Below are 21,634 nucleotides of genomic sequence, written 5' to 3' on the forward strand. Positions count from 1 at the left end.
CCATGAGCAACCCCTGTCAACATTCGGAGTTTCTGAATTAAATAACCTCAGGCCAGGCGCCCAAAGGGTCCCGGAACAACGCGTCCAGCGCCACCGAACCGCCCGCCACCGCCAGCACGGAATCCGCCGGGAAACTCGTCGGGTGAACCTGCGCGGCGCGTTCCGTACCGACGGCCTCGCGCAGCGCCGCGAGGCAGTCGTCGAAATGGAGGACCCCCACCTCGGTCACCACGACCGCCTCCGGGTTCAGCACGTCCAGCAGCAGCGCGGCCGCCCGCCCCGTGGCCCGGGCCCGCTCCACCAGCAGTCGCCGCGCCACCGCGTCCCCGCCCGCCGCCGCGGCCACGACATGCATCGGGTTGGCCCAGCCGGCCACCCCGGCCGCCCGGGCCCGCCGGCACAGCGTCCGTTCGCTCAACTCGGCCTGCAGGCAGCCGGTACGGCCGCATCCGCACTGCTCGCCGCCGCCCGGCACCGGCAGATGGGCGATCGCCCCGGCCGCAGAGCGCGGACCGTGCAGCACCTCGTCGTGGGAGGCGAACGCCGCGTCGACCACGTTGCCCACGAACAGGTGCAGCACGCTGCCGGCCCCCCGGGCCCGCCCGAACAGCCGCTCGCCGTTCACCAACGCCCGCGCGTGAGAGTCCACCTGGACCGGCAGCCCCGTCCGCGCCCCGAGCGGTTCCCGCACCGGGACCTCCCGCCAGCCCAGCAGCTCGTGCTCCACGACGGTGCCCGTCTCCCGGTCCACCCAGCCGCCGACGGCCACCCCGACGCCCAGCGGCCGCCGCCCCGGCACCGCCGCGCACAGCGCCGCCAGCCCGTCGGCGGCCCGCCGGAGCACCCGGTGCGGTTCGGTCCCCTCGTGCTTCAGCTCCCGTCGGAGCACCACCCGCCCGCGCAGGTCCAGCAGCGCGAGCGTCGTGTACGGCACGGCGATGTGCACTCCGGCCACCAGGAGGTGCTCGGTGTCCACATCGACCGGCAGGTGCGGGCGCCCGACCCCGCCGGAGCGCCGCGGCGCGGTCGCCTCCCGCAGCAGACCCGCCCCGGCCAGCCGGGCGCAGTGGTCCGTCACCGACGCCGGGGACAGCCCGGTCAGCCGGGCGATGGTGCTGCGCGCGACCGGCCCGTGCTCCAGCACGGACCGCAGGACGACGCTCGCGTTCGTGCGGCGCCGGTCGCGGTCGGCGACCCGGGGGACCGGCGAGGCGGACAGGGCGGGGGGAGGTGCCGCGGTACGGGGCATGGCGATGCGCTTCCTCGGGAGAGGGGGCCGTCGGGTGTCCTCGTCAGGAGGCGCGCCGGAGCCACCGCTCCCGCCGCCTCACACCGCGCGGTGACACATGGCCGCGCCCACGCGCCGCAGGTCGACATGGCGACGCGACGAGAAGTACCGGGCCTGGGCAACCATGGCTGGAAGGGTAGGCCCTGACGGCGCGTTCCGGCCAGGGCACCCGGTCGCGTTTGGCGGGATCCCACAGGAGGATCCGGCCGGGCCGGGGTGAGGAAGACGTCACGGCCTGCGTGACCGGTGTCACGTCAGATGGGCTGTGCAGCCGTGTGTTGTCCGAAGCCCACCAAGCCGCCGTCCCGGCCTTTGTCGAGCGCTGATGGTGATCGGCTCGAGCACGCTGGGATAGCGTCACGGTGTCCCAAGCCGTCCCGACCTCCGCGGAGTCCCCATGAGCACCGCTGCCGCCACTCCCGCCCGTACCGGGCAGGTCCTCGCCGACCTGCTGCCGGCCTCCCGCGTCCGCGACGCGGCCCTCGTGCTCGGTGGCGCCGCGCTCACCGGCCTCGCGGCCCAGCTCTCCGTCCCGGTGCCCGGCTCCCCGGTCCCGGTGACCGGCCAGACCTTCGCCGCGCTGCTCGTCGGCACCTCGCTCGGCGCCGGCCGCGGCTTCCTCGCGCTCGCGCTGTACGCGCTGGCCGGCATGGCCGGCATGCCGTGGTTCGCCGGGGGCGCCTCGGGCGCGGGCATGCCCTCCTTCGGGTACGTCCTCGGCATGCTGCTCGCCTCCACCGTGGTCGGCGCGCTGGCCCGCCGCGGCGCCGACCGGAACGTCTGGCGCACGGCCGGCACGATGATCCTGGGCGAGGCGGTCATCTACGCCGTCGGCGTGCCCTACCTGGCGCTGGCCGCCCACATGTCCCTGACCCAGGCGATCGCGGCGGGTCTCACCCCGTTCCTGCTCGGCGACGCCCTGAAGGCGGCCCTGGCGATGGGCGTCCTGCCCACCGCCTGGAAGTTCGCCAACCGCACCTGACAGGCCACCCCTCCGGCCGGCTCCACAGCGGGCGGCACCGGATGGTCAGGCTCGCCGGCAGCGGGCCCTGCTGGGTCCGGCTCGGCATGAGCGAGCCCCGGTCGGCCCGGCTCCACACCAGCGGGCGCCGGTCCGGCCCGCTCCTCCTGCCGCTCCTCCCCGCCCGCTCCTCCTGCCGCTCCTCACCGCCCGCTCCTCCCCGCCCGCTCCTCCTCTAGCTCCGCAAGAGGCTCGCCGGGTCGTACACCGACCGCAGCACGGCGAGCCTCTTCGTCGTCTCCGCGTCGTGCAGGCCCCGCGTGCGGTCCCCGGCGCCGAAGGCGAAGTTCGCCGAGCGGCCGAGGGTGTGCGGGGCGAGCGCGGCGAAGGCCGGGTCGAGGACCGCGCGGGCGCGCTCACGCTCGCCGACGGACAACAGCCGTACCAGGAAACGCCCTTCGCGCCACGGGACGGCGTTCGGCGCGGGTGCGGCGAGCGCGCCGCCCAGGTGGTTGATCTGCACGACGCACATGGGCCCGCCGGCATCCGGACCCGTACGGGCGAGCACCTCGGCGGCCGCCGTCACGTCCAGCTCGCGCAGCACCGCGCTGTCCCCGTGGTAGGCGTGCGGAAAGTCGGGATCACTGTGGATGGTGTGGCTGTCGGCATACGGCATCACGCGCAGCGAGTCGGACAGCACCGGCCCGGCCTCCCGCAGCGGCGCGACGAGCCGGTCCCCGTCGTCGCCGGTGTACGCCACCCGCACCGACACGACGTACCGCCCGCGCAGATGCGGCGGCAGCGCCGGCAGATCCGGATACGGTACGGCGGCGAAGGACGAGGTCAGCGTGGACGGCACGGTCCGCGTCCACGCCTCGTACGCCCGCAGCACCGCCGCCGGGTCCACCTGGCGCCCGTCGAAGGCGAGCGCGCCGCCGTACAGGGTGCGTACGGGGACGAGGCCGATCTCCATCCCGGTGACGACGCCGAGGCCGTGACCGCCGCCGAGCAGACCGAAGTACAGCTCGTCGCCGGGCGTGACATGCCGCGCGACGCCGTCGCCGGTGACGACGTCGAGGGAGCGGACATGGTCGGCGGCGTACCCGAACTGCCGGGCCAGGATGCCCAGTCCACCGCCCAGGGTGTAGCCGACGACGCCGACGGACGGGGCGGAGCCGTTCAACGGGGCCAGTCCGTGCGGTGCGGCGGCCGCCACGACCTGTCGCCACCGCGTCCCCGCCTGCACGCGCGCACTGCGGGCTTCCGCGTCGACCTCCACCCGGTCCATCCGCGAGGTCGTGACCAGCAGCCCGCCCACCACGTCGCCGGGCAGACCGTGCCCGGTCGTCTGCACCCGCACCGGCAGGTTTCGGGCGGTGGCGTGCCGAACGGCCGCGACCACTTCGTCGGCGCCCGAGGCGGCGACGACGAGGTCCGGCCGTTGGCTGAATCCGGTCTGGAACCCGGCGACCTCCGCGTCGTAGGCGGGGTCGCCGGGCCTGAGGACGGGCAGCTGCGTCGGATCGGCGTCGAGGTCCGTGAAGTCCATGCGGCCATGCTGGCCGCATAACCTGACAGCTGCCGTCAGATTATCCGCGCGTGTCGGAGGAGACCGGCTCGGCCGCCTCGCTCGCGGCCGGCGCGGCCACGGCGCCGCGCCGGTCGCCCGCCACCTTCTGCTTGACGAAGGCGATGACGAGGACGACCGCCGCGACGCCCAGCGACAGCAGCACGGTCTCGCGGCCGTCGTGCTCGGTGTCGGTGAGCATGTAGCCCAGCACGAAGACGATCAGCGCGGCCGACGCCCAGGTCAGATACGGGTACAGCCACATCTTCACGACGAGCTTCTCCGGCGCCTCCGCCTGGATGATCTTCCGCATGCGCAGCTGCGAGAAGCAGATGGCGAGCCACACGAACAGCGCGACCGCACCGGAGGAGTTCAGCAGGAAGAGGAAGACGGTGTCCGGGAACTTGTAGTTGAAGAACACCGCGACGAACCCGAACGCCACCGACACGAGGATCGCGGTCTGCGGCACGCCCCGCGGGGTGGTCCGGGCGAACCCCTTCGGCGCGTCGCCGCGCTGGCCGAGCGAGAACGCCATGCGGGAGGCGGTGTACAGGCCCGAGTTGAGGCAGGACAGCACCGAGGTCAGCACGATGAAGTTCATGATCTGACCGGCGTGCGGGATGCCGAGGGAGTCCAGCGCGGCGACGTACGAGCCCTTCTCGGCGATCGCCTTGCTGTCCCAGGGCAGCAGGCAGACGACGACGAGGATCGACCCGAGGTAGAAGACGCCGATGCGCCAGATGATGCTGTTGGTCGACTTGGTGACGGCCCGCTGCGGGTCCTCCGACTCACCGGCCGCGAGGGTGGCGATCTCGCTGCCCATGAAGGAGAAGACGACGAGCAGCACACCGGTGAGGATCGCGCCGGGCCCGTTGGGCAGGAAGCCGCCGTGCGCGGTCAGGTTGGACACGCCCGCCTGGTCGCTGTGGGCGCCGGGCAGCACACCGAAGACGGCGAGTCCGCCGATCACGATGAAGGCGCCGATCGCGACGACCTTGATGCCGGCGAACCAGAACTCGAACTCGCCGTAGGAGCCGACGGAGACGAGGTTGGTGGCGGTGAGCACCACCATCACGATCAGGGCCCAGCCCCACTGGGGCACGGCCGGGATCCAGCCTTCGAGGATCTTGGCGCCGGCGGTCGCCTCGACCGCGAGCACCACGACCCAGAAGAACCAGTAGAGCCAGCCGATGGAGAACCCGGCCCAGGGGCCGAGCGCGCGGTCGGCGTGGGCGGAGAACGACCCGGAGGTCGGGTTGGCGGCCGACATCTCACCCAGCATGCGCATCACCAGCACCACGAGCGTGCCGACGAGCGCGTAGGAGAGGAGGATGCCGGGCCCGGCGGTGGCGATACCGGTGCTGGAGCCCACGAAGAGCCCGGCGCCGATGACACCGCCGATGGCGATCATCGAAAGGTGACGGTTCTTGAGTCCTGCCTGGAGCCCGGATCCGGGGTCGCCGGGGGCACCGGGGCTTTTCTGGCCGTGTCCGGCCTGCGTCATGGACGGCTGCGAGGTCATTGGGACGGAATTCCTTTGCGCCGTGTGATCTTGTTGTGATCCATCTCCCGTACGGAGCGGTGTACGAGCCGGACCAGTGAATCTGAGGTAACGGAATTCGGAAACCTTTGAATCCGGATCGTTACTTGAGGTTTTCCTGAGGTTCTGTAGTCTCGCCCCTACGCTCGGTGCACCCTTCCCGGGCCTCCACCCCGCCCTGCTGCCCACGCCCGCGCATGTCACACTCGTCCCATGCGCGTGTATCTCGGCTCGGACCATGCCGGCTTCGAACTCAAGAACCACCTCGTCGAATGGCTGAAGGCGGCGGGTCACGACCCCGTCGACTGCGGGCCGCACATCTACGACGCCCAGGACGACTACCCGCCCTTCTGCCTGCGCGCCGCCGAGCGCGCCGCGGCGGACCAGGACGCCCTCGGCATCGTGATCGGCGGCTCCGGCAACGGCGAGCAGATCGCCGCCAACAAGGTCAAGGGCGTGCGTGCGGCCCTCGCCTGGAGCGAGGAGACGGCGGCGCTCGGCCGCCAGCACAACAACGCCAACGTGGTCGCGGTCGGCGCCCGCATGCACACGCAGGAGGAGGCGACGAAGTTCGTCGAGACCTTCCTGAACACCCCGTTCTCCGGCGACGAGCGCCACATCCGCCGCATCGACATGCTGTCGTCCTACGAGACGACGGGTGACCTGCCGCCGATCCCGGCGCACCACCCGCAGCAGTAGTCGCACGCGGGGCTGCGTGCCGGACCCGGCCCGGTCCGGCGCGCACCCCAGCGGACGGTCACGAGAGGAGACGGCAACCGTGCCAGAGGGGCACACGATCCACCGGCTGGCGCAGGACTACGCCGCCCGCTTCCTGGGCACGGCGCCCCGCGTCACCAGCCCCCAGGGCAAGTTCTCCGACGCCGCCGACCTCCTCACCGGCTCCGTCCTGACCGCCACCGAGGCCCACGGCAAGCACCTCTTCCTGCGCTTCCGCGACAGTGAGCACGTGCACATCCACCTCGGTCTCTTCGGCAAGGTGACCTTCGGGGACGCCCCCGCGCCGCCGCCCACCGACACCGTCCGCCTGCGCCTCGCGAACGACACCGCCTACGTCGACCTGCGCGGCCCGACGACCTGCGCACTGATCACGGACGCCGAGAAGCAGGCCGTGCACGCCCGCCTCGGCCCCGACCCGCTGCGCGACGACGCCGACCCCGACGCGGCGTACCGCAGGATCTCGCGCAGCCGCACCACCGTCGCCGCCCTGCTCATGGACCAGAAGGTCATCGCCGGCGTCGGCAACGTCTACCGCGCCGAGGTCCTCTTCCGGCACGGCATCGACCCCTACCGTCAGGGCCGGGACATCACCCCCGCCCAGTGGCGGGCGATCTGGACCGATCTCGTCGCGCTGATGCGCGAGGGCGTCCGCCACAACCGCATCGACACGGTCCGCCCCGAGCACACGCCCGAGGCGATGGGCCGCCCGCCCCGCGTCGACGACCACGGCGGCGAGGTCTACGTCTACCGCCGCGCACCGCAGCCCTGCCACCTGTGCGGCACCGAGATCCGCACCGCCGGCCTCGCCGCCCGCAACCTCTTCTGGTGCCCCACCTGCCAGAAACCCTGACAGCGGCCCGGGACCCACTTCTCCGGCCCGGCCGGCGGGACCGCTAGAACCCGTGCGGCAGCCACGGCGCCACCGCCGAGCCGAACGCCACCGACGCCTCCGTCAGCGCCCCGCCCCGCAGCTCCCGCACCCGCCCGGCCGCCGCCAGCGCCGTGAGCGGCACGCCCCCGAGATACGCCGCCCCCAACTCGCGCACGGACAGAGCGAGATCGGCCGGGTCGGTGGTCCGCTCGCAGGACGCGCCCTTCGCGTCGCCGCTCAGCCGCCAACGCCCCTCGTTCCACGGGCAGAAGGGGTCCGACACCTCCAGCACCACATCCACCGGCGCCTGATACGTCCGCGCGGCCAGCGCCGCCCCGACGTCCACGAGACGCACGTAGTACTGGTCCCGCATGCGCAGCACACAGCGCCGGATGTCCGACACCTGGTACTGCCAGGCCTCGTCCACCGGCCGCCCCCGCACCACCAGCGTCGACGTCAGGTCGATGTCGTACAGGAACCGCCACAGCGCGGCCTGTGCCGCCGGATGAAGCCCGTACAGCTCCGTCAGGATCACCGTGCCGTCGTGCCCGCCCGGTCCCCAGGCCGGCTTGACCCGGAACCGCGCGAACCCCACGACCTCGCCGCCGTGTTCGGCGAGCACGCACTGCAACGGCGACGCCCCGTCCCGCTCGCTCTCCGGGTCCAGCAGCCCGACCCGCTCCCAGCCCGGCCGGTGCCGCGCCAGCATCCCCGGCCGCCCGGGCACCAGCCGGGCGTACACCGCCTCGCACTCCCGCACGGCGTCGCCCGGCTCGGCGTACCGCAGCCGTACGTCGTCCGTGCCCTGCGGCACGGCCAGCGACACCCGCGCGGTGTCGATCTCGGCGCCGAGCTGGTGGCTCGCGGCGCCGTACCCGAAGCGGCCGTAGATCGAGGGCTCGGACGCGGTGAGCACCGCCAGCGGCTCCCCCCGCAGCCGTACGTCGTCCAGCTGGCGCCGCATCATCGCCGTCAGCAGCCCGCGCCGCCGGTGCGTGGCGGCCACGCCCACCATGGTGACGCCCGCCGCGGGCACCGCCGCCCCGCCCGGCACGGTCAGCAGGAAGGAGAACGCCCCGGCCGTCCCCACCACCGCGTCCCCGTCCCACGCGGCGAGGGAGCGGTCGAACTCGGTGAGGTCCCGCCACAGCGCGCGCTCCTCCTCCGACTCCGCCACCCCGCCGAAGGCGCGCAGCAGGGTGCCGTACCACTGCTCGAAGTCCTCCGGCCGCAGCACCCGCAGCTCGGCCCCGGTACCCGTCGCGTCGCTCGCCTCAGTCGCCATGAACCATGCCTATCAGGGCCGCACCGGGACCAGCGAGGGAATTTCTCCCTCCCGCCCGCACACCCGGCCCGCGTGCCGTTCACTGAGAACCCCCTGAGAAAAGGGGCCTCGGACGGGGGACAAGTGGGACCTCCCGTGCCAAGCGCCCGGCCCGATGGATAGGGTCACCGACCAATGGCAGTACGACGAGGTCGGCGCACGGCGGCCGAGACGCTCACGGCCCGGTGGAAGATGCAGTGGCACCGGGTCCGCGTCGGCGTGCGCCGCGCCGCCGTCGACTACTTCCGCGGGGACGGCTCGGACTGGATCGCGCTGGCCGGCCTCTTCCTCACCATCCCGCTCATCGCCGCGCTCACCCTCGCCAACTCCGTGTGGTTCTCGCCGGCCGCGCTGGTCCTGCCGATCGTCGTCGGCGGCCTGGTGCTGCGCCCGGCGAGCCTGCTCGGCCTGTACGCGGCGGCGGCGACCGCCCTGATCGTGGAGTCGGTGTGGCTCGGCCCGTACACCGAGGGCCCGAGCCGGGTCACGCCCGGGGTGGTGCTGGTGGTCGCCGCCTGCGGCTTCGTCGGACTGCTGATCGCCCAGTTCCGCAGCCGGGTCGGCGTGCCCTGGCGGCGCGGCGGCACGATGCTGTTCGACCTGCGTGAACGCATCCGGGTGCAGAGCAAGCTGCCGGCGCTGCCGCGCGGCTGGCACCAGGAGATGGCGCTGCGCCCGGCCGGCGGGCAGTCCTTCTCCGGCGACTTCGTGGTCGCGGCCCGCACCAACGGGGGCCGCACCCTGGAGGTCGTCCTCACCGACGTCTCCGGCAAGGGCATGGACGCCGGCTCGCGCGCCCTGCTGCTGTCCGGCGCGTTCGGCGGGCTGCTGGGCTCCCTGCCGCCGCACGCCTTCCTCCCGGCCGCCAACGGCTATCTGCTGCGCCAGGACTGGGACGAGGGCTTCGCCACCTCCATCCACCTCGTCCTCGACCTGGACTCCGGCGACTACGAGCTGTACTCCGCGGGCCACCCGCCGGGCCTCCAGCTCAGCGCGGGCAGCGGCCGCTGGGAGGAGAAGGCCGCCGAGGGCCCCCTGCTGGGCGTCTACGACGGCGCCCAGTTCGACCCGGTGAAGGGCTCGCTGCGCCCCGGTGACGTCCTGATGCTGTTCACCGACGGCCTGGTGGAGACCTCCGACCGGGACATCGTCGAGGGCATCGACCGGCTCACCGGTGAGGCCGACCGCTATGTCGCCGCCGGCTTCCAGGGCGCCGCCTGGCATCTGATCGAGGCGGTCGCCAAGGACGTCAACGACGACCGGGCCCTGCTGCTGATCTGCCGCGAGGGCCCGACCGCGTCCTTTGTCCACTGACCGCACTGGGGGCCCCATGCTCACCCTGACGGAAGTCGAGGCCCTCGCCCGCGCCGCCCATGCCGCCCAGACCGACAAGGCGGGACGGCCCTACACCGAGCACCTGCACGCGGTCGCCGAGGGCGTACGCGCGCGTGGCGGCGACGCCGAGCAGATCGCGGCGGCCTGGCTGCACGACGCCGTCGAGGACGACGCGCTGAGCGAGCAGTGGCTGTCCGGGGCCGCGCTGAGCGGTCGTACGAAGGACATCGTGCGGGCCGTGACCAAGCGGGCGGGGGAGTCCCCGCAGGAGTACGCCGGGCGCATCCTCGCCACCGACGGCGCGCTGCTGGTCAAGGAGGCCGACCTGGCGCACAACGCCGACCCCTCCCGCCTCGCCGCCCTGGACCCGGCGACCCGCGCCCGCCTGACCGAGAAGTACGCCCGCATGCGCGCCCTGCTGGGACTGCCGGAGCCGGCCCGTGCGGCGCCCGGAGTGGAACAGCCGTAACCGCCCCGGGCCTTCTCCCGGCCGGTGATGCCCGGTTGTCCGTGCTGCCCGGATGTCCGTACGGCCCCGATGTCCGTACTGTCCGGACTGCCCGTGTTGCGGGGACCGCCCGGACTGCCCGGGCCGGGCTAGGCGTTCACCGGCTCGCGGGCCGCGGGCGTGGTGTGTTCGCGGGCGCGGGCCTGCGCGGCCGGGTCCGGCCGGAACGCCCACGCCATCCTCGGCTCGGTCACGCATCGCAGGGCCCGCCGCACCGGCGGGGTGCACAGCAGGGTGACGGCGGCGGCCGCGAGCACGGTCACCGCGACGGCGCCGAGCGGACGGTGCACCCAGGGCGCGTCGAACCAGCCGCGGTACTCGGCGAACTTCACCAGGAAGCCGTGCAGCAGATAGCCCGTGATGGTGCCCGCGCCGAGCGCCGTGCACCACAGGCGGCGGCCCGGCACCCAGGCGAGGAAGCACGCCGTCAGCACCAGCGCGCAGCCGATCGACGCCAGCGTCATCACCGGCCCGCACCACCAGGGCGCCCCGAGGTCCTGCGCGGCCGACTGCCGGTAGAACCAGCCGCCGTTCATCCGCGGCACCGACCACCAGGCGACCGCGAGCGCCGCAGCGCCGACCGGCACCGCCGCGATCCGCACCGAGCGGCGCCGCACCAGCTGGAAGTGCTCGGGCCTCAGGCACAGGCCGAGCACGAAGTACGGCAGGAACTGCAGCACGCGCTGGAGGTCGAAGTCCGTGCCGATGCTGGGGCTCACGCTCGCCAGCACGGCCACGGCGACGGCCGGCAGCAGCGGCCGGCGCAGCACCTTCCACAGCGGCGTGGTGAGCCGCCAGATGAACAGGGCGGCGAGGAACCACATCAGATAGCTGGGGTCGAGCAGACTGATCTCGGTGTCCGGCCGGTCCGCGACGTCCTTGAACAGCTCGTAGGCGGTCTCGAAGACGACGTACGGCACGAGGACACCGGTGACCAGACGCCTCACCTTCTGCGGGCTCAGGTCGAAACTCCGCGAGAAGTAGCCGGAGATGACGACGAACGCCGGCATGTGGAAGGTGTACACGACCCGGTACGCGCTCTCCACCGCGCGGCTGTCGTCCATCATCTGCGCCCAGGTGTGCCCGATCGCGACGAGCACGATGGCCAGGTATTTGGCGTTGTCGAAGAAGGCGTCGCGCTGCTTGACCATTCGAGGCACCCTAACGCGGTTGCCGCGCCACACCAACGGCCCGATATGTCCTGGATAATGCCCACCAAAACAACCCATATGGGCAGGCAGTGCACGGCTGTTCGCGCCCTCCCCGGTCCGGCGGACGGTGTGTCACGCGCCGCACCGGGTAGCGCGGTTGGTGGCACGATGGTTCCCGACGGGGGTGTGCGGGGTAACACCCCCGGGCCGGGGAAGCGGACCGACCGAGGGTGTGATCTGTTGTGGCCATTTCACTGTCTGTGGTGCTGTTGTTGGCGGTGATCCTGGTGGTGCTGGTCCGCGGAGGCTCGATCAAGGCCGGCCCCGCCATCGTCGCCATCCTCTTCGGCTTCTTCCTCGCCTCCACGGGGATGGCCCCCTCGATCAACCGCTTCCTGAACTCGATAGCGGAAACGATCAACTCGATCAGCTTCTGAGGGGGCGGCCCGCCCGGGTCGCCGGGCAAGTGTCTTGACGTCGAGATACTTCCTGGGCAGGCTGACCGGATGACCGACACCGCCACCGGCTTCCCGGACATCCCGCCGACCACCCTCGCCGACCTCGTCGGCCGCGCACAGGTCATGGACATCGGCGTACGGCCCCTGTGGTCGCCGATGCCGCGCCTCGCCGGTCCGGCGTTCACCGTGCGGTGCCGCCCCGGCGACAACCTCATGCTGCACGCCGCGATCCACCGCGCCCCGCCCGGCTCGGTCGTCGTCGTGGAGTCCGGAGACCTCGACCACGCCCTGGCCGGCGGCAACGTCTGCGCGGTCGCCCAGCGCCGGGGCATCGCCGGTTTCGTCCTCGACGGCGTCATCCGCGACGTGGCCGAGGCGCGGCAGCTCGGCTTCCCCGTCCTCGCCCGCGGAGTCATCCCGGTCCCCGGCACCAAGAAGGCCGTCGAGCCGCTGAACGTGCCGGTGCGCTGCGGCGGCGTCCAGGTGCACCCCGGTGACGTCGTCGTCGCCGACGAGGAGGGTGTCGTGGTCGTCCCCGGCGCACGCCGGGAAGAGGTGTTGCGGGCCGCACGCGCCCGGCTGGCCGAGGAGGCCGAGCAGTCCCTGGACGCCTGGCAGGAGGCCCACCGCGCCCGCATCGACAAGATCCTCGCCGAGCACGGCCACCAGGACCGACCGGCCACGGGGACGACTCGGGCCCCGGACGACTCAGGCCCAGGTGAGCGGGGAAACCCCGCCTGACCTGGGCCTGAGTGCTACAGAGCGGGCGACGGGAATCGAACCCGCGTAGCCAGTTTGGAAGACTGGGGCTCTACCATTGAGCTACGCCCGCACACAGCGCGCCGCGAGCCAGTGGGTCCGCGGCACTGCAAGGCATCGTAGCGGGTCGGCACCCCTCGCCGCACACCCCCCGCGACGTGCGCGGCCCTCCGGCGCGGCGCGGCGCACGCCCCCGTCGATGCGGCGGCCGTACTGCCTGCGGGCATGTACCCTACGTGTCGCACCAGACGGGGTGTGGCGCAGCTTGGTAGCGCGTCCGCTTTGGGAGCGGAAGGCCGTGGGTTCAAATCCCGCCACCCCGACCACCAGCAGAACCCCCGGGGCGATCACCTGCTCCGATCGGCCGCCCGGGAATCTGCCGATCACCCGGGGACGACGCGGGTGATCGCCTTTTGGGCCGTTCAGCGGCTGCGGTTACTATGCAAGCTGCGCGCCCGTGTGCCTCACACCGAAGTCCTCCCGGGCGGCGAAATCCGCCGGAGTCGTTCTGGCCCCGGTAGAAACCGAGAAGTCAGCCACAAGGAGACCGAACCGTGAAGAGCGCCGTGGAGACCCTGAACCCGACCCGGGTTCGGCTCACTGTCGAGGTGCCCTTCGAGGAGCTCAAGGACAGCCTCGACGCGGCGTACAAGAAGATCAACCAGCAGGTCACGGTGAAGGGCTTCCGCAAGGGCAAGATCCCGGCCCGGGTCATCGACCAGCGGTTCGGTCGCGGCGCCGTGCTGGAGGAGGCCGTCAACGACGCGCTTCCGAAGTTCTACACGGAGGCGGTCAACGAGGCCGAGCTCTCCGTGCTGGGCCAGCCCGAGGTCGACATCACCGAGCTGAAGGACGGCGAGACGCTGAACTTCACCGCCGAGGTCGACATCCGTCCCGCCCTGGAGCTCCCCGAGGACTTCTCGTCCATCGAGGTCGAGGTCGACGCCGTCGAGGTGACCGACGAGGACGTCGAGAAGTCCGTGGAGCAGCTGCGTGAGCGCTTCGCCTCCACCACCCCGGTGGAGCGCGCCGCCGAGGACGGCGACGTCGTGACCGTCGACCTGGAGGCCAAGGTCGACGGCGAGGTCCTCGAGGACGGCGTCGCCAACGGCGTCTCCTACACCATCGGCTCCGGCGAGCTGCTCGACGGCATCGACGACGCCGTCAAGGGCCTGTCCGCGGGCGAGGAGGCCACCTTCACCTCCGAGCTGAAGGGCGGCTCCGCGGCCGGCAAGGAGGCCGAGGTCACCGTCAAGGTCACCCAGGTCGCCAAGCGCGAACTGCCCGAGCTGGACGACGACTTCGCGCAGCTCGCCTCCGAGTTCGACACGCTGGAGGAGCTGAAGGCGGACAGCCGCAAGCGCCTCGCCGACATGAAGCAGTTCGACCAGGCCACGCAGGCCCAGGAGCGCGTCCTGGACAAGCTGCTGGAGCTCGTCGAGGTGCCGGTCCCCGAGAAGCTCCTCGAGGACGAGGTCAACACCCGTAAGCACAACCTCGAGCACCACCAGCTCGGCCAGATGGGCCTGACCCTCGACAAGTACCTGGAGATCCAGGGCAAGACCGCCGAGGAGTTCGACGCCGAGACCCGCGAGGCCGCGGTCAAGGGCATCAAGACCCAGTTCGTGCTCGACGAGCTCACCAAGCGGGAGAAGCTCAACGTCAACCAGGAGGAGCTCACCGAGCACCTCATGCGCCGTGCCGCCTCCTCCGGCATGTCCCCCGACCAGTTCGCCCAGGCCGTCGTCGAGGGCGGCCAGGTTCCGCTGCTGGTCGGCGAGGTCGCCCGCGGCAAGGCCCTGGCCCTGGTCGTCGAGGCCGCCACGGTGAAGGACACCAACGGCGAGGTCATCGACCTGGACGACGAGGAGGACGAGGCCGCCGAGGCCGAGACCACCGACGCCGCCGCCGAGGAGAAGACCGAGGGCTGACCAGCCCCGCGGCGCCTCTGACGCACGCATGAACGGGCCCCCGGGGATCTTCCCGGGGGCCCGTCCGCATCCCGGGCGCGGTGGCCGACGCCAAGGGGCGCGGGGAACCGCGCGACCAGCCACGGACGGCCCGCGCCCCGACGACAGCCCTCGCCACCTCCTGCGAACCGCACTCCCGGGGACGCGGAGCGCTACGCCCCCGGCGAACACTCCCATTCCCGGGATTCCCCGAAGGGACCCGCGCGTTAGGGTCCATGAATACGAGGGCAGTGGAGTCCCCGAACGGCTCCAAGCCCCGCAGGGAAACGTGAGACGGCCCGGCGCCGTCGTAAGACGAGCAGGTGGATACGTGACGAATCTGATGCCCTCAGCCGCCGGCGAGCCTTCCATCGGTGGTGGCCTCGGCGACCAGGTCTACAACCGGCTGCTCAACGAGCGGATCATCTTCCTCGGCCAGCCGGTCGACGACGACATCGCGAACAAGATCACCGCACAGCTGCTGCTCCTTGCCGCCGACCCGGACAAGGACATCTACCTGTACATCAACAGCCCCGGCGGTTCGATCACGGCCGGCATGGCGATCTACGACACCATGCAGTTCATCAAGAACGACGTGGTGACCATCGCCATGGGCCTCGCGGCCTCGATGGGCCAGTTCCTGCTCAGCGCCGGCACGCCCGGCAAGCGCTTCGCGCTGCCGAACGCCGAGATCCTGATCCACCAGCCCTCGGCCGGTCTGGCCGGGTCCGCGTCGGACATCAAGATCCACGCCGAGCGGCTGCTGCACACCAAGAAGCGCATGGCCGAGCTCACGTCGCTGCACACCGGCCAGTCGGTCGAGCAGATCACCCGTGACTCGGACCGTGACCGCTGGTTCGACGCCTACGAGGCCAAGGAGTACGGCCTCATCGACGACGTGATCCCGACGGCCGCCGGCATGCCGGGCGGCGGCGGTACCGGGGCGGCGTAACGGGCCCCACAGGCCCGTACAACGCCCGTACGGCGCCGGGTGGCCCCCCAGGTCCCACCGGCCCCCACGTCCGCCTCAGCCACCGCCCCAGCCCTTTTCAGGAGACACCGTGAACGACTTCCCCGGCAGCGGCCTCTACGACCGTGCGCGAGCCGAGTACACCGGCCCCACGGCCGAGTCCCGTTATGTCATCCCGCGCTTCGTCGAGCGCACCTCGCAGGGCATCCGCGAGTACGACCCGTACGCGAAGCTCTTCGAGGAGCGCGTGATCTTCCTGGGCGTCCAGATCGACGACGCCTCCGCCAACGACGTCATGGCGCAGCTGCTGTGCCTGGAGTCGATGGACCCCGACCGGGACATCTCGGTCTACATCAACAGCCCCGGCGGTTCCTTCACGGCGCTCACGGCGATCTACGACACGATGCAGTTCGTCAAGCCCGACATCCAGACGGTCTGCATGGGCCAGGCGGCCTCCGCCGCCGCCGTCCTGCTGGCCGCCGGTACGCCGGGCAAGCGCATGGCGCTGCCGAACGCGCGCGTGCTGATCCACCAGCCCTACAGCGAGACCGGCCGCGGCCAGGTCTCCGACCTGGAGATCGCCGCGAACGAGATCCTGCGGATGCGTTCGCAGCTGGAGGAGATGCTGGCCAAGCACTCCACCACGCCGATCGAGAAGATCCGCGAGGACATCGAGCGCGACAAGATCCTCACGGCCGAGGACGCGCTCTCGTACGGCCTGATCGACCAGATCATCTCCACCCGGAAGATGAACAACGCGGCGGTCCGCTGACCCGCAGAGGTCACCGGACCTGTATCGTCTGCCGCCCCTTGGCACGCCACGCGCACGGTTCCCGTGGAAGTGAACCGTGCCAAGGGGGGCCCGAACGGGGGGCCCGGCAAGGTACCGTCGGACATAAGGCAGCACCAGGAGCCACTGGACGTTGACGTCCAGGCGACTCCCAGGCGAAGGGGAAGCACACCGTGGCACGCATCGGTGACGGCGGCGATCTGCTCAAGTGCTCGTTCTGCGGCAAGAGCCAGAAGCAGGTCAAGAAGCTCATCGCAGGCCCCGGTGTGTACATCTGCGACGAGTGCATCGATCTCTGCAACGAGATCATCGAGGAGGAGCTCGCCGAGACCAGCGAGGTGCGCTGGGAGGAGCTCCCCAAGCCCCGCGAGATCTACGAGTTCCTCGAGGGGTACGTGGTCGGCCAGGAGGCGGCGAAGAAGGCCCTCTCCGTCGCGGTGTACAACCACTACAAGCGGGTCCAGGCCGGCGAGAACGGCGGCAGCCGCGAGGACGCCATCGAACTGGCCAAGTCCAACATCCTGCTGCTGGGCCCCACGGGTTCCGGCAAGACGCTGCTCGCGCAGACGCTGGCCCGCATGCTGAACGTCCCGTTCGCGATCGCCGACGCGACCGCGCTGACGGAGGCGGGCTATGTCGGCGAGGACGTCGAGAACATCCTGCTCAAGCTGATCCAGGCGGCCGACTACGACGTCAAGAAGGCCGAGACCGGGATCATCTACATCGACGAGATCGACAAGGTCGCCCGGAAGAGCGAAAACCCGTCGATCACGCGTGACGTCTCCGGCGAGGGCGTGCAGCAGGCCCTGCTGAAGATCCTCGAGGGCACCACGGCCTCGGTCCCGCCGCAGGGCGGCCGCAAGCACCCGCACCAGGAGTTCATCCAGATCGACACGACGAACGTCCTGTTCATCGTGGGCGGTGCCTTCGCGGGCCTGGAGAAGATCATCGAGTCCCGGGCCGGCGCCAAGGGCATCGGCTTCGGCGCGACGATCCGCTCCAAGCGCGAGCTGGAGTCCAAGGACCAGTTCGAGGACGTCATGCCCGAGGACCTGGTCAAGTTCGGCATGATCCCGGAGTTCATCGGCCGTCTGCCGGTGATCACCTCAGTCCACAACCTCGACCGCGAAGCGCTCCTGAAGATCCTGGTCGAGCCGCGCAACGCGCTGGTGAAGCAGTACCAGCGCCTCTTCGAACTCGACGGCGTCGAGCTCGACTTCGAGCGCGAGGCGCTGGAGGCCATCGCCGACCAGGCCATCCTCCGCCAGACCGGCGCCCGCGGTCTGCGCGCCATCATGGAGGAGGTCCTGATGTCGGTGATGTACGAGGTCCCGTCCCGCAAGGACGTGGCCCGCGTCGTCATCACCGCCGACGTCGTCCACTCCAACGTCAACCCGACCCTCATCCCCAGGGACGCCCGAGGCCGCGGCCCGGGCGAACAGAAGTCGGCGTAGCCGCAAGGCATGCAGGAAGGGGCCCCGGTCGACCGACCGGGGCCCCTTCGCCGTACGCGGCGCCTCGTGGGCGTCAGGCCTTGATGCGGACCTCGCTGCGCAGCTTTGTGGTGATGTCGATCGCGGCGTCCTTGGTGATGCTCTTGGTGTTGTCACCGGGGGAGACCATGGCGACCGTGCTGTAGTCGGCCCACACGCAGAACCAGTCCGTGGACTGCTTCTTGGTCAGCGAGTTGGTGCTCTGGGTCGACTGGCACTTCATGACCGCGCCGTCGAGGGCGGCCTCTTCCGGCTGGCCGATCAGCTTCGCGTCGGACGCCGTGCCCGAGCTGCTCGCCGCGTTCTTCGTGAACTGCTGCTGGATGACGGCGAAGTACTTGTCGAGCGTCGTCGCGGGATCCTTGATCTGGCCGTAGCCGCCCACCATCGTGACGCCGCGAGCGGTCAGCAGCTCGGCCGTCGAGGGCAGCTTGTCGGGGTCCGGGTGCTCGGGGTCGTAGTCCCCGAAGTCGGCCGTCGACCACTGCCCGATGACGGCCTTGCCGTTGGTGACACCGCTGGACGCGAGGTACTCCACGGTCTTGGAGTCGGTGCTCTCGCCGCCCTTGCCGACCCGCTTGTACTCGGTCAGCGCGGTCGCCGGCGTCGTCAGCTTGTGCGGGCCGTCGTCGCTCAGGCCCCCGCCACCGCCCCCCGCCAGGACGAAGTAGCCGCCCACCGCCAGGGCCGCGACGACCGCGACCGTGCCGATGATCAGGCCCGTCTTCTTCTTGCCGCCGCCGGCCGCCGGGGGCTGCGGCATGGTGCCGTACGGCGGCTGCTGGCCGTAGGGGGCGGGCTGGCCGTACGGGGCCGGCTGGGGCGGCACACCCTGCTGCGGGTAGCCGTAGCCCGGCTGCGGGGCCGGCGGCTGCTGGGGGTAGCCGTAACCGGGCTGCGGAGCCTGCGGCTGCTGGCCGTACGGGCCGGGCTGGCCGTAGGGACCCGGCTGACCGTACGGCCCGGGCTGCTGCGGCTGCCCGCCGTACGGGCCCGGCTGGTTGTAGCTCATGACGGGGTTCCCCTCCAGATGCTTATGCGTATCCGACATCCTGGCCGAGCCCCCCGCACGGCACCCCACCGGGGTACGGACCGTTACAGAAGAATCGCGTTTCGGGACAGGCCCGTGACGCCTCTAAACTGAGCGCCGTGACCGACAACGCTCAGCAGCAGCCACCAGCGCCCACCACCGAACTGCCGACCCAGTACGCGCCGGCCGATGTAGAGGGGCCGCTGTACGAGCGCTGGGTAGAGCGCGGTTACTTCGAGGCGGACGCGGCGAGCGACAAGCCGCCGTACACGATCGTCATCCCGCCGCCGAACGTCACCGGCAGCCTGCACCTGGGCCACGCCTTCGAGCACACGCTCATCGACGCCCTGACCCGCCGCAAGCGGATGCAGGGCTACGAGACGCTGTGGCAGCCCGGCATGGACCACGCCGGCATCGCCACCCAGAACGTCGTCGAGCGCGAGCTGGCCAAGGAGGGCAAGTCCCGCCACGACCTCGGCCGTGAGGCCTTCGTCGAGCGCGTCTGGCAGTGGAAGGGCGAGTCCGGCGGCCAGATCAGCGGCCAGATGCGCCGCCTCGGCGACGGCGTCGCCTGGTCCCGCGAGCGCTTCACCATGGACGAGGGCCTCTCCCAGGCCGTCCAGACCATCTTCAAGAAGCTCTACGACGACGAGCTGATCTACCGCGCCGAGCGCATCATCAACTGGTGCCCGCGCTGCCTGACCGCGATCTCCGACATCGAGGTCGAGTACCAGGACGACGACGGCGAGCTCGTCTCCATCAAGTACGGCGACGGTGACGACGCGATCGTCGTCGCCACCACCCGCGCGGAGACCATGCTCGGCGACACCGCCGTCGCCGTCCACCCCGAGGACGAGCGCTACAAGCACCTCGTGGGGCGCGAGATCGAGCTGCCGCTCACCGGCCGCCGTATCCCCGTCGTCGCCGACGAGCACGTCGACCCCGAGTTCGGCACCGGCGCCGTCAAGGTCACCCCCGCGCACGACCCGAACGACTTCGAGATCGGCCAGCGCCACGACCTCCCGGCGATCGCGATCATGGACGAGCACGCCGTGATCACCGCCCACGGCCCCTTCCAGGGCCTGGACCGCCTCGAGGCCCGCTCCGCCATCGTCGCCGCGCTGCGCGCCGAGGGCCGGATCGTCGCCGAGAAGCGCCCCTACGTCCACTCCGTCGGCCACTGCTCGCGCTGCAAGACCACCATCGAGCCGCGCCTGTCCATGCAGTGGTGGGTCAAGGTCGGCCCGCTCGCCAAGGCCGCCGGTGACGCGGTCCGCGAGGGCAAGGTCAAGATCCACCCGCAGGAGATGGAGAAGCGGTACTTCGACTGGGTCGACAACCTCCACGACTGGTGCATCTCGCGCCAGCTGTGGTGGGGCCACCGCATCCCGGTCTGGTACGGCCCCGACGGCGAGGTCGTCTGCGTCGGCCCCGACGAGCAGCCGCCCGCCGGCGAGGGCTGGCACCAGGAGACCGACGTCCTCGACACCTGGTTCTCCTCCGGCCTGTGGCCGTTCTCCACGCTCGGCTGGCCCGAGCAGACCGAGTCGCTCGCGAAGTTCTACCCGAACTCCGTCCTGGTCACCGGCTACGACATCCTCTTCTTCTGGGTCGCCCGGATGATGATGTTCGGCCTGTACGCGATGGACGGCACCCCGCCGTTCCACACCATCGCCCTGCACGGCATGGTCCGCGACCAGTTCGGCAAGAAGATGTCGAAGTCCTTCGGCAACGCGGTCAACCCGCTGGACTGGATGGACAAGTACGGCTCGGACGCCCTGCGCTTCACCCTGGCGCGCGGCGCCAACCCGGGCGTCGACGTGCCGATCGGCGAGGACTGGGTCCAGGGCTCGCGCAACTTCGCCAACAAGATCTGGAACGCCACCCGCTTCGCGCTGATGAACGGCGCGACCGTGGACGGCCCCCTGCCGGACGCGTCGACGATGTCGCCGACCGACCGGTGGATCCTCTCCCGCCTGAACTCGGTCGTCGCCGAGGTGGACGCCTACTACGACGACTACCAGTTCGCGAAGCTGTCCGACACCCTGTTCCACTTCGCGTGGGACGAGGTCTTCGACTGGTACGTCGAGCTGTCGAAGACGACGTTCATGGCGGGCGGCGAGGCGGCCGAGGTCAGCAAGCGCGTCCTGGGCGAGGTCCTCGACGTCACCCTGAAGCTGCTGCACCCGGTGGTCCCGTTCGTCACGGAGACCCTGTGGACGACGCTGACCGGCGGCGAGTCGGTGGTCATCGCCGAGTGGCCGACCGACAGCGGCTTCCGCGACGCCGGCGCCGAGCGGGAGATCGAGACCCTCCAGCAGGTCATCACCGAGGTCCGCCGCTTCCGCGCCGACCAGGGCCTGCAGCCCGGCCAGCGCGTCCCGGCCCGCCTCGGCCTCGACGGCTCGCCGCTCGGGGCGCACGAGGCCGCCATCCGCCAGCTGCTGCGCCTGCAGCCGGAGGGCGAGGACTTCACCGCCACGGCGACCCTGCCGGTCGCGGGCGTGGAGGTCGCGCTCGACCTGTCCGGCGCGATCGACGTGGCGGCGGAGCGCAAGCGCCTGGCGAAGGACCTGGCGGCGGCCGAGAAGGAGAAGGCCCAGGCCACGGCCAAGCTCGGCAACGAGGCGTTCCTGGCCAAGGCCCCGGACAACGTGGTGGACAAGATCCGCGGCCGCCTGGCCAAGGCGGAGGAGGACATCACCCGGATCCAGGCCCAGCTGGACAGGCTGCCGCAGGCGTGAGTCGTTCTGCGTGAGGAAGGCCCCCGGAGCTGCGAAGCACGGGGGGCCTTCGCCCACCTCCAGGGGCGCGGGGAACTGCGCGATCAACCACAACGCACCCGCACCCGCGAGAAAAGACCAGCCACCCCCCTCAGCAGGCGCTCCAAGCCCCCGCACCC

18 protein-coding genes and 2 tRNA genes are annotated in these 21,634 nt (G+C 71.4%); 13 read left to right on the forward strand and 7 right to left on the reverse strand.

What is annotated here, in order from left to right:
* Positions 1–37: 37 nt before the first annotated feature.
* Positions 38–1,249, reverse strand: coding sequence for an ROK family protein (locus AB0E88_RS03935; protein WP_361623290.1), 1,212 nt, complete (start codon positions 1,247–1,249; stop codon positions 38–40).
* Positions 1,250–1,685: 436 nt separating this feature from the next.
* On the opposite strand from AB0E88_RS03935, the gene AB0E88_RS03940 reads away from it, so the two are divergent.
* On the forward strand, positions 1,686–2,270 hold the full coding sequence (locus tag AB0E88_RS03940; protein WP_361623293.1) for a biotin transporter BioY: 585 nt from the start codon (positions 1,686–1,688) through the stop codon (positions 2,268–2,270).
* A 214-nt stretch (positions 2,271–2,484) separates the two neighbouring features.
* Here AB0E88_RS03940 and AB0E88_RS03945 read toward each other — a convergent pair whose 3' ends face one another.
* Positions 2,485–3,798, reverse strand: a complete 1,314-nt coding sequence (locus tag AB0E88_RS03945; RefSeq protein ID WP_361623296.1) for an FAD-binding oxidoreductase — start codon at positions 3,796–3,798, stop codon at positions 2,485–2,487.
* A gap of 40 nt (positions 3,799–3,838) precedes the next feature.
* On the reverse strand, positions 3,839–5,338 hold the full coding sequence (locus AB0E88_RS03950; protein ID WP_361623299.1) for an amino acid permease: 1,500 nt from the start codon (positions 5,336–5,338) through the stop codon (positions 3,839–3,841).
* Between the two features lie 231 nt (positions 5,339–5,569).
* On the opposite strand from AB0E88_RS03950, the gene AB0E88_RS03955 reads away from it, so the two are divergent.
* Both AB0E88_RS03955 and AB0E88_RS03960 read left to right on the forward strand, forming a co-directional pair.
* Positions 5,570–6,055, forward strand: a complete 486-nt coding sequence (locus AB0E88_RS03955; protein WP_361623302.1) for a ribose-5-phosphate isomerase — start codon at positions 5,570–5,572, stop codon at positions 6,053–6,055.
* 79 nt (positions 6,056–6,134) lie between these two features.
* Complete coding sequence (locus AB0E88_RS03960) at positions 6,135–6,944, forward strand: DNA-formamidopyrimidine glycosylase family protein (protein ID WP_361623305.1); 810 nt, start codon at positions 6,135–6,137, stop codon at positions 6,942–6,944.
* Between the two features lie 43 nt (positions 6,945–6,987).
* Here the strand turns inward: AB0E88_RS03960 and AB0E88_RS03965 are convergent, their stop codons facing one another.
* Positions 6,988–8,250 (reverse strand): GNAT family N-acetyltransferase, encoded by a 1,263-nt coding sequence (locus tag AB0E88_RS03965; protein WP_361623313.1) that lies wholly within the window; start codon positions 8,248–8,250, stop codon positions 6,988–6,990.
* 174 nt (positions 8,251–8,424) lie between these two features.
* On the opposite strand from AB0E88_RS03965, the gene AB0E88_RS03970 reads away from it, so the two are divergent.
* Complete coding sequence (locus AB0E88_RS03970; RefSeq protein WP_361623316.1) at positions 8,425–9,603, forward strand: PP2C family protein-serine/threonine phosphatase; 1,179 nt, start codon at positions 8,425–8,427, stop codon at positions 9,601–9,603.
* A 16-nt stretch (positions 9,604–9,619) separates the two neighbouring features.
* Positions 9,620–10,093, forward strand: coding sequence for an HD domain-containing protein (locus AB0E88_RS03975; RefSeq protein WP_361623319.1), 474 nt, complete (start codon positions 9,620–9,622; stop codon positions 10,091–10,093).
* 128 nt (positions 10,094–10,221) lie between these two features.
* On the opposite strand, the gene AB0E88_RS03980 is transcribed toward AB0E88_RS03975, so the two are convergent.
* Positions 10,222–11,283, reverse strand: a complete 1,062-nt coding sequence (locus AB0E88_RS03980; protein ID WP_361623322.1) for an acyltransferase family protein — start codon at positions 11,281–11,283, stop codon at positions 10,222–10,224.
* A gap of 242 nt (positions 11,284–11,525) precedes the next feature.
* Between AB0E88_RS03980 and AB0E88_RS03985 the strand changes: the two genes are divergently transcribed.
* Entirely contained in the window at positions 11,526–11,720 is a 195-nt protein-coding gene (locus tag AB0E88_RS03985; protein ID WP_361623325.1) for a hypothetical protein, read from the forward strand.
* 69 nt (positions 11,721–11,789) lie between these two features.
* A complete protein-coding gene (locus tag AB0E88_RS03990; protein ID WP_361623328.1) occupies positions 11,790–12,482 on the forward strand; it encodes an RraA family protein in 693 nt (230 codons plus the stop codon).
* Between the two features lie 20 nt (positions 12,483–12,502).
* On the opposite strand, the gene AB0E88_RS03995 is transcribed toward AB0E88_RS03990, so the two are convergent.
* Positions 12,503–12,573: transfer RNA gene (locus AB0E88_RS03995), tRNA-Gly, on the reverse strand.
* A gap of 176 nt (positions 12,574–12,749) precedes the next feature.
* Here AB0E88_RS03995 and AB0E88_RS04000 point away from each other — a divergent pair.
* The 5 genes from AB0E88_RS04000 (at position 12,750) to clpX (ending at position 17,663) form a co-directional block, all read left to right on the forward strand.
* A tRNA-Pro gene (locus tag AB0E88_RS04000) sits at positions 12,750–12,826 on the forward strand.
* Between the two features lie 228 nt (positions 12,827–13,054).
* A complete protein-coding gene (gene tig, locus AB0E88_RS04005; protein ID WP_361623331.1) occupies positions 13,055–14,431 on the forward strand; it encodes a trigger factor in 1,377 nt (458 codons plus the stop codon).
* 361 nt (positions 14,432–14,792) lie between these two features.
* The gene (locus AB0E88_RS04010) at positions 14,793–15,401 is read left to right on the forward strand and encodes an ATP-dependent Clp protease proteolytic subunit (RefSeq protein WP_361623415.1); all 609 of its coding nucleotides are present in this window, start codon (positions 14,793–14,795) and stop codon (positions 15,399–15,401) included.
* 109 nt (positions 15,402–15,510) lie between these two features.
* Positions 15,511–16,191 carry an ATP-dependent Clp protease proteolytic subunit gene (locus tag AB0E88_RS04015; RefSeq protein ID WP_361623334.1) on the forward strand — a complete coding sequence of 227 codons (681 nt, stop codon included), beginning with the start codon at positions 15,511–15,513 and terminating at the stop codon, positions 16,189–16,191.
* A gap of 191 nt (positions 16,192–16,382) precedes the next feature.
* Entirely contained in the window at positions 16,383–17,663 is a 1,281-nt protein-coding gene (gene clpX / locus AB0E88_RS04020) for an ATP-dependent Clp protease ATP-binding subunit ClpX (RefSeq protein ID WP_361623337.1), read from the forward strand.
* Positions 17,664–17,736: 73 nt separating this feature from the next.
* Here the strand turns inward: clpX and AB0E88_RS04025 are convergent, their stop codons facing one another.
* Positions 17,737–18,714: a hypothetical protein gene (locus AB0E88_RS04025; protein ID WP_361623340.1), complete on the reverse strand. Its 978-nt coding sequence runs from the start codon at positions 18,712–18,714 to the stop codon at positions 17,737–17,739.
* Between the two features lie 137 nt (positions 18,715–18,851).
* Between AB0E88_RS04025 and AB0E88_RS04030 the strand changes: the two genes are divergently transcribed.
* Complete coding sequence (locus AB0E88_RS04030) at positions 18,852–21,476, forward strand: valine--tRNA ligase (protein WP_361623343.1); 2,625 nt, start codon at positions 18,852–18,854, stop codon at positions 21,474–21,476.
* Positions 21,477–21,634 lie beyond the last annotated feature (158 nt).

Origin of the sequence: Streptomyces sp. NPDC028635, assembly GCF_040637635.1 — a bacterium.
Lineage (GTDB): Bacteria > Actinomycetota > Actinomycetes > Streptomycetales > Streptomycetaceae > Streptomyces.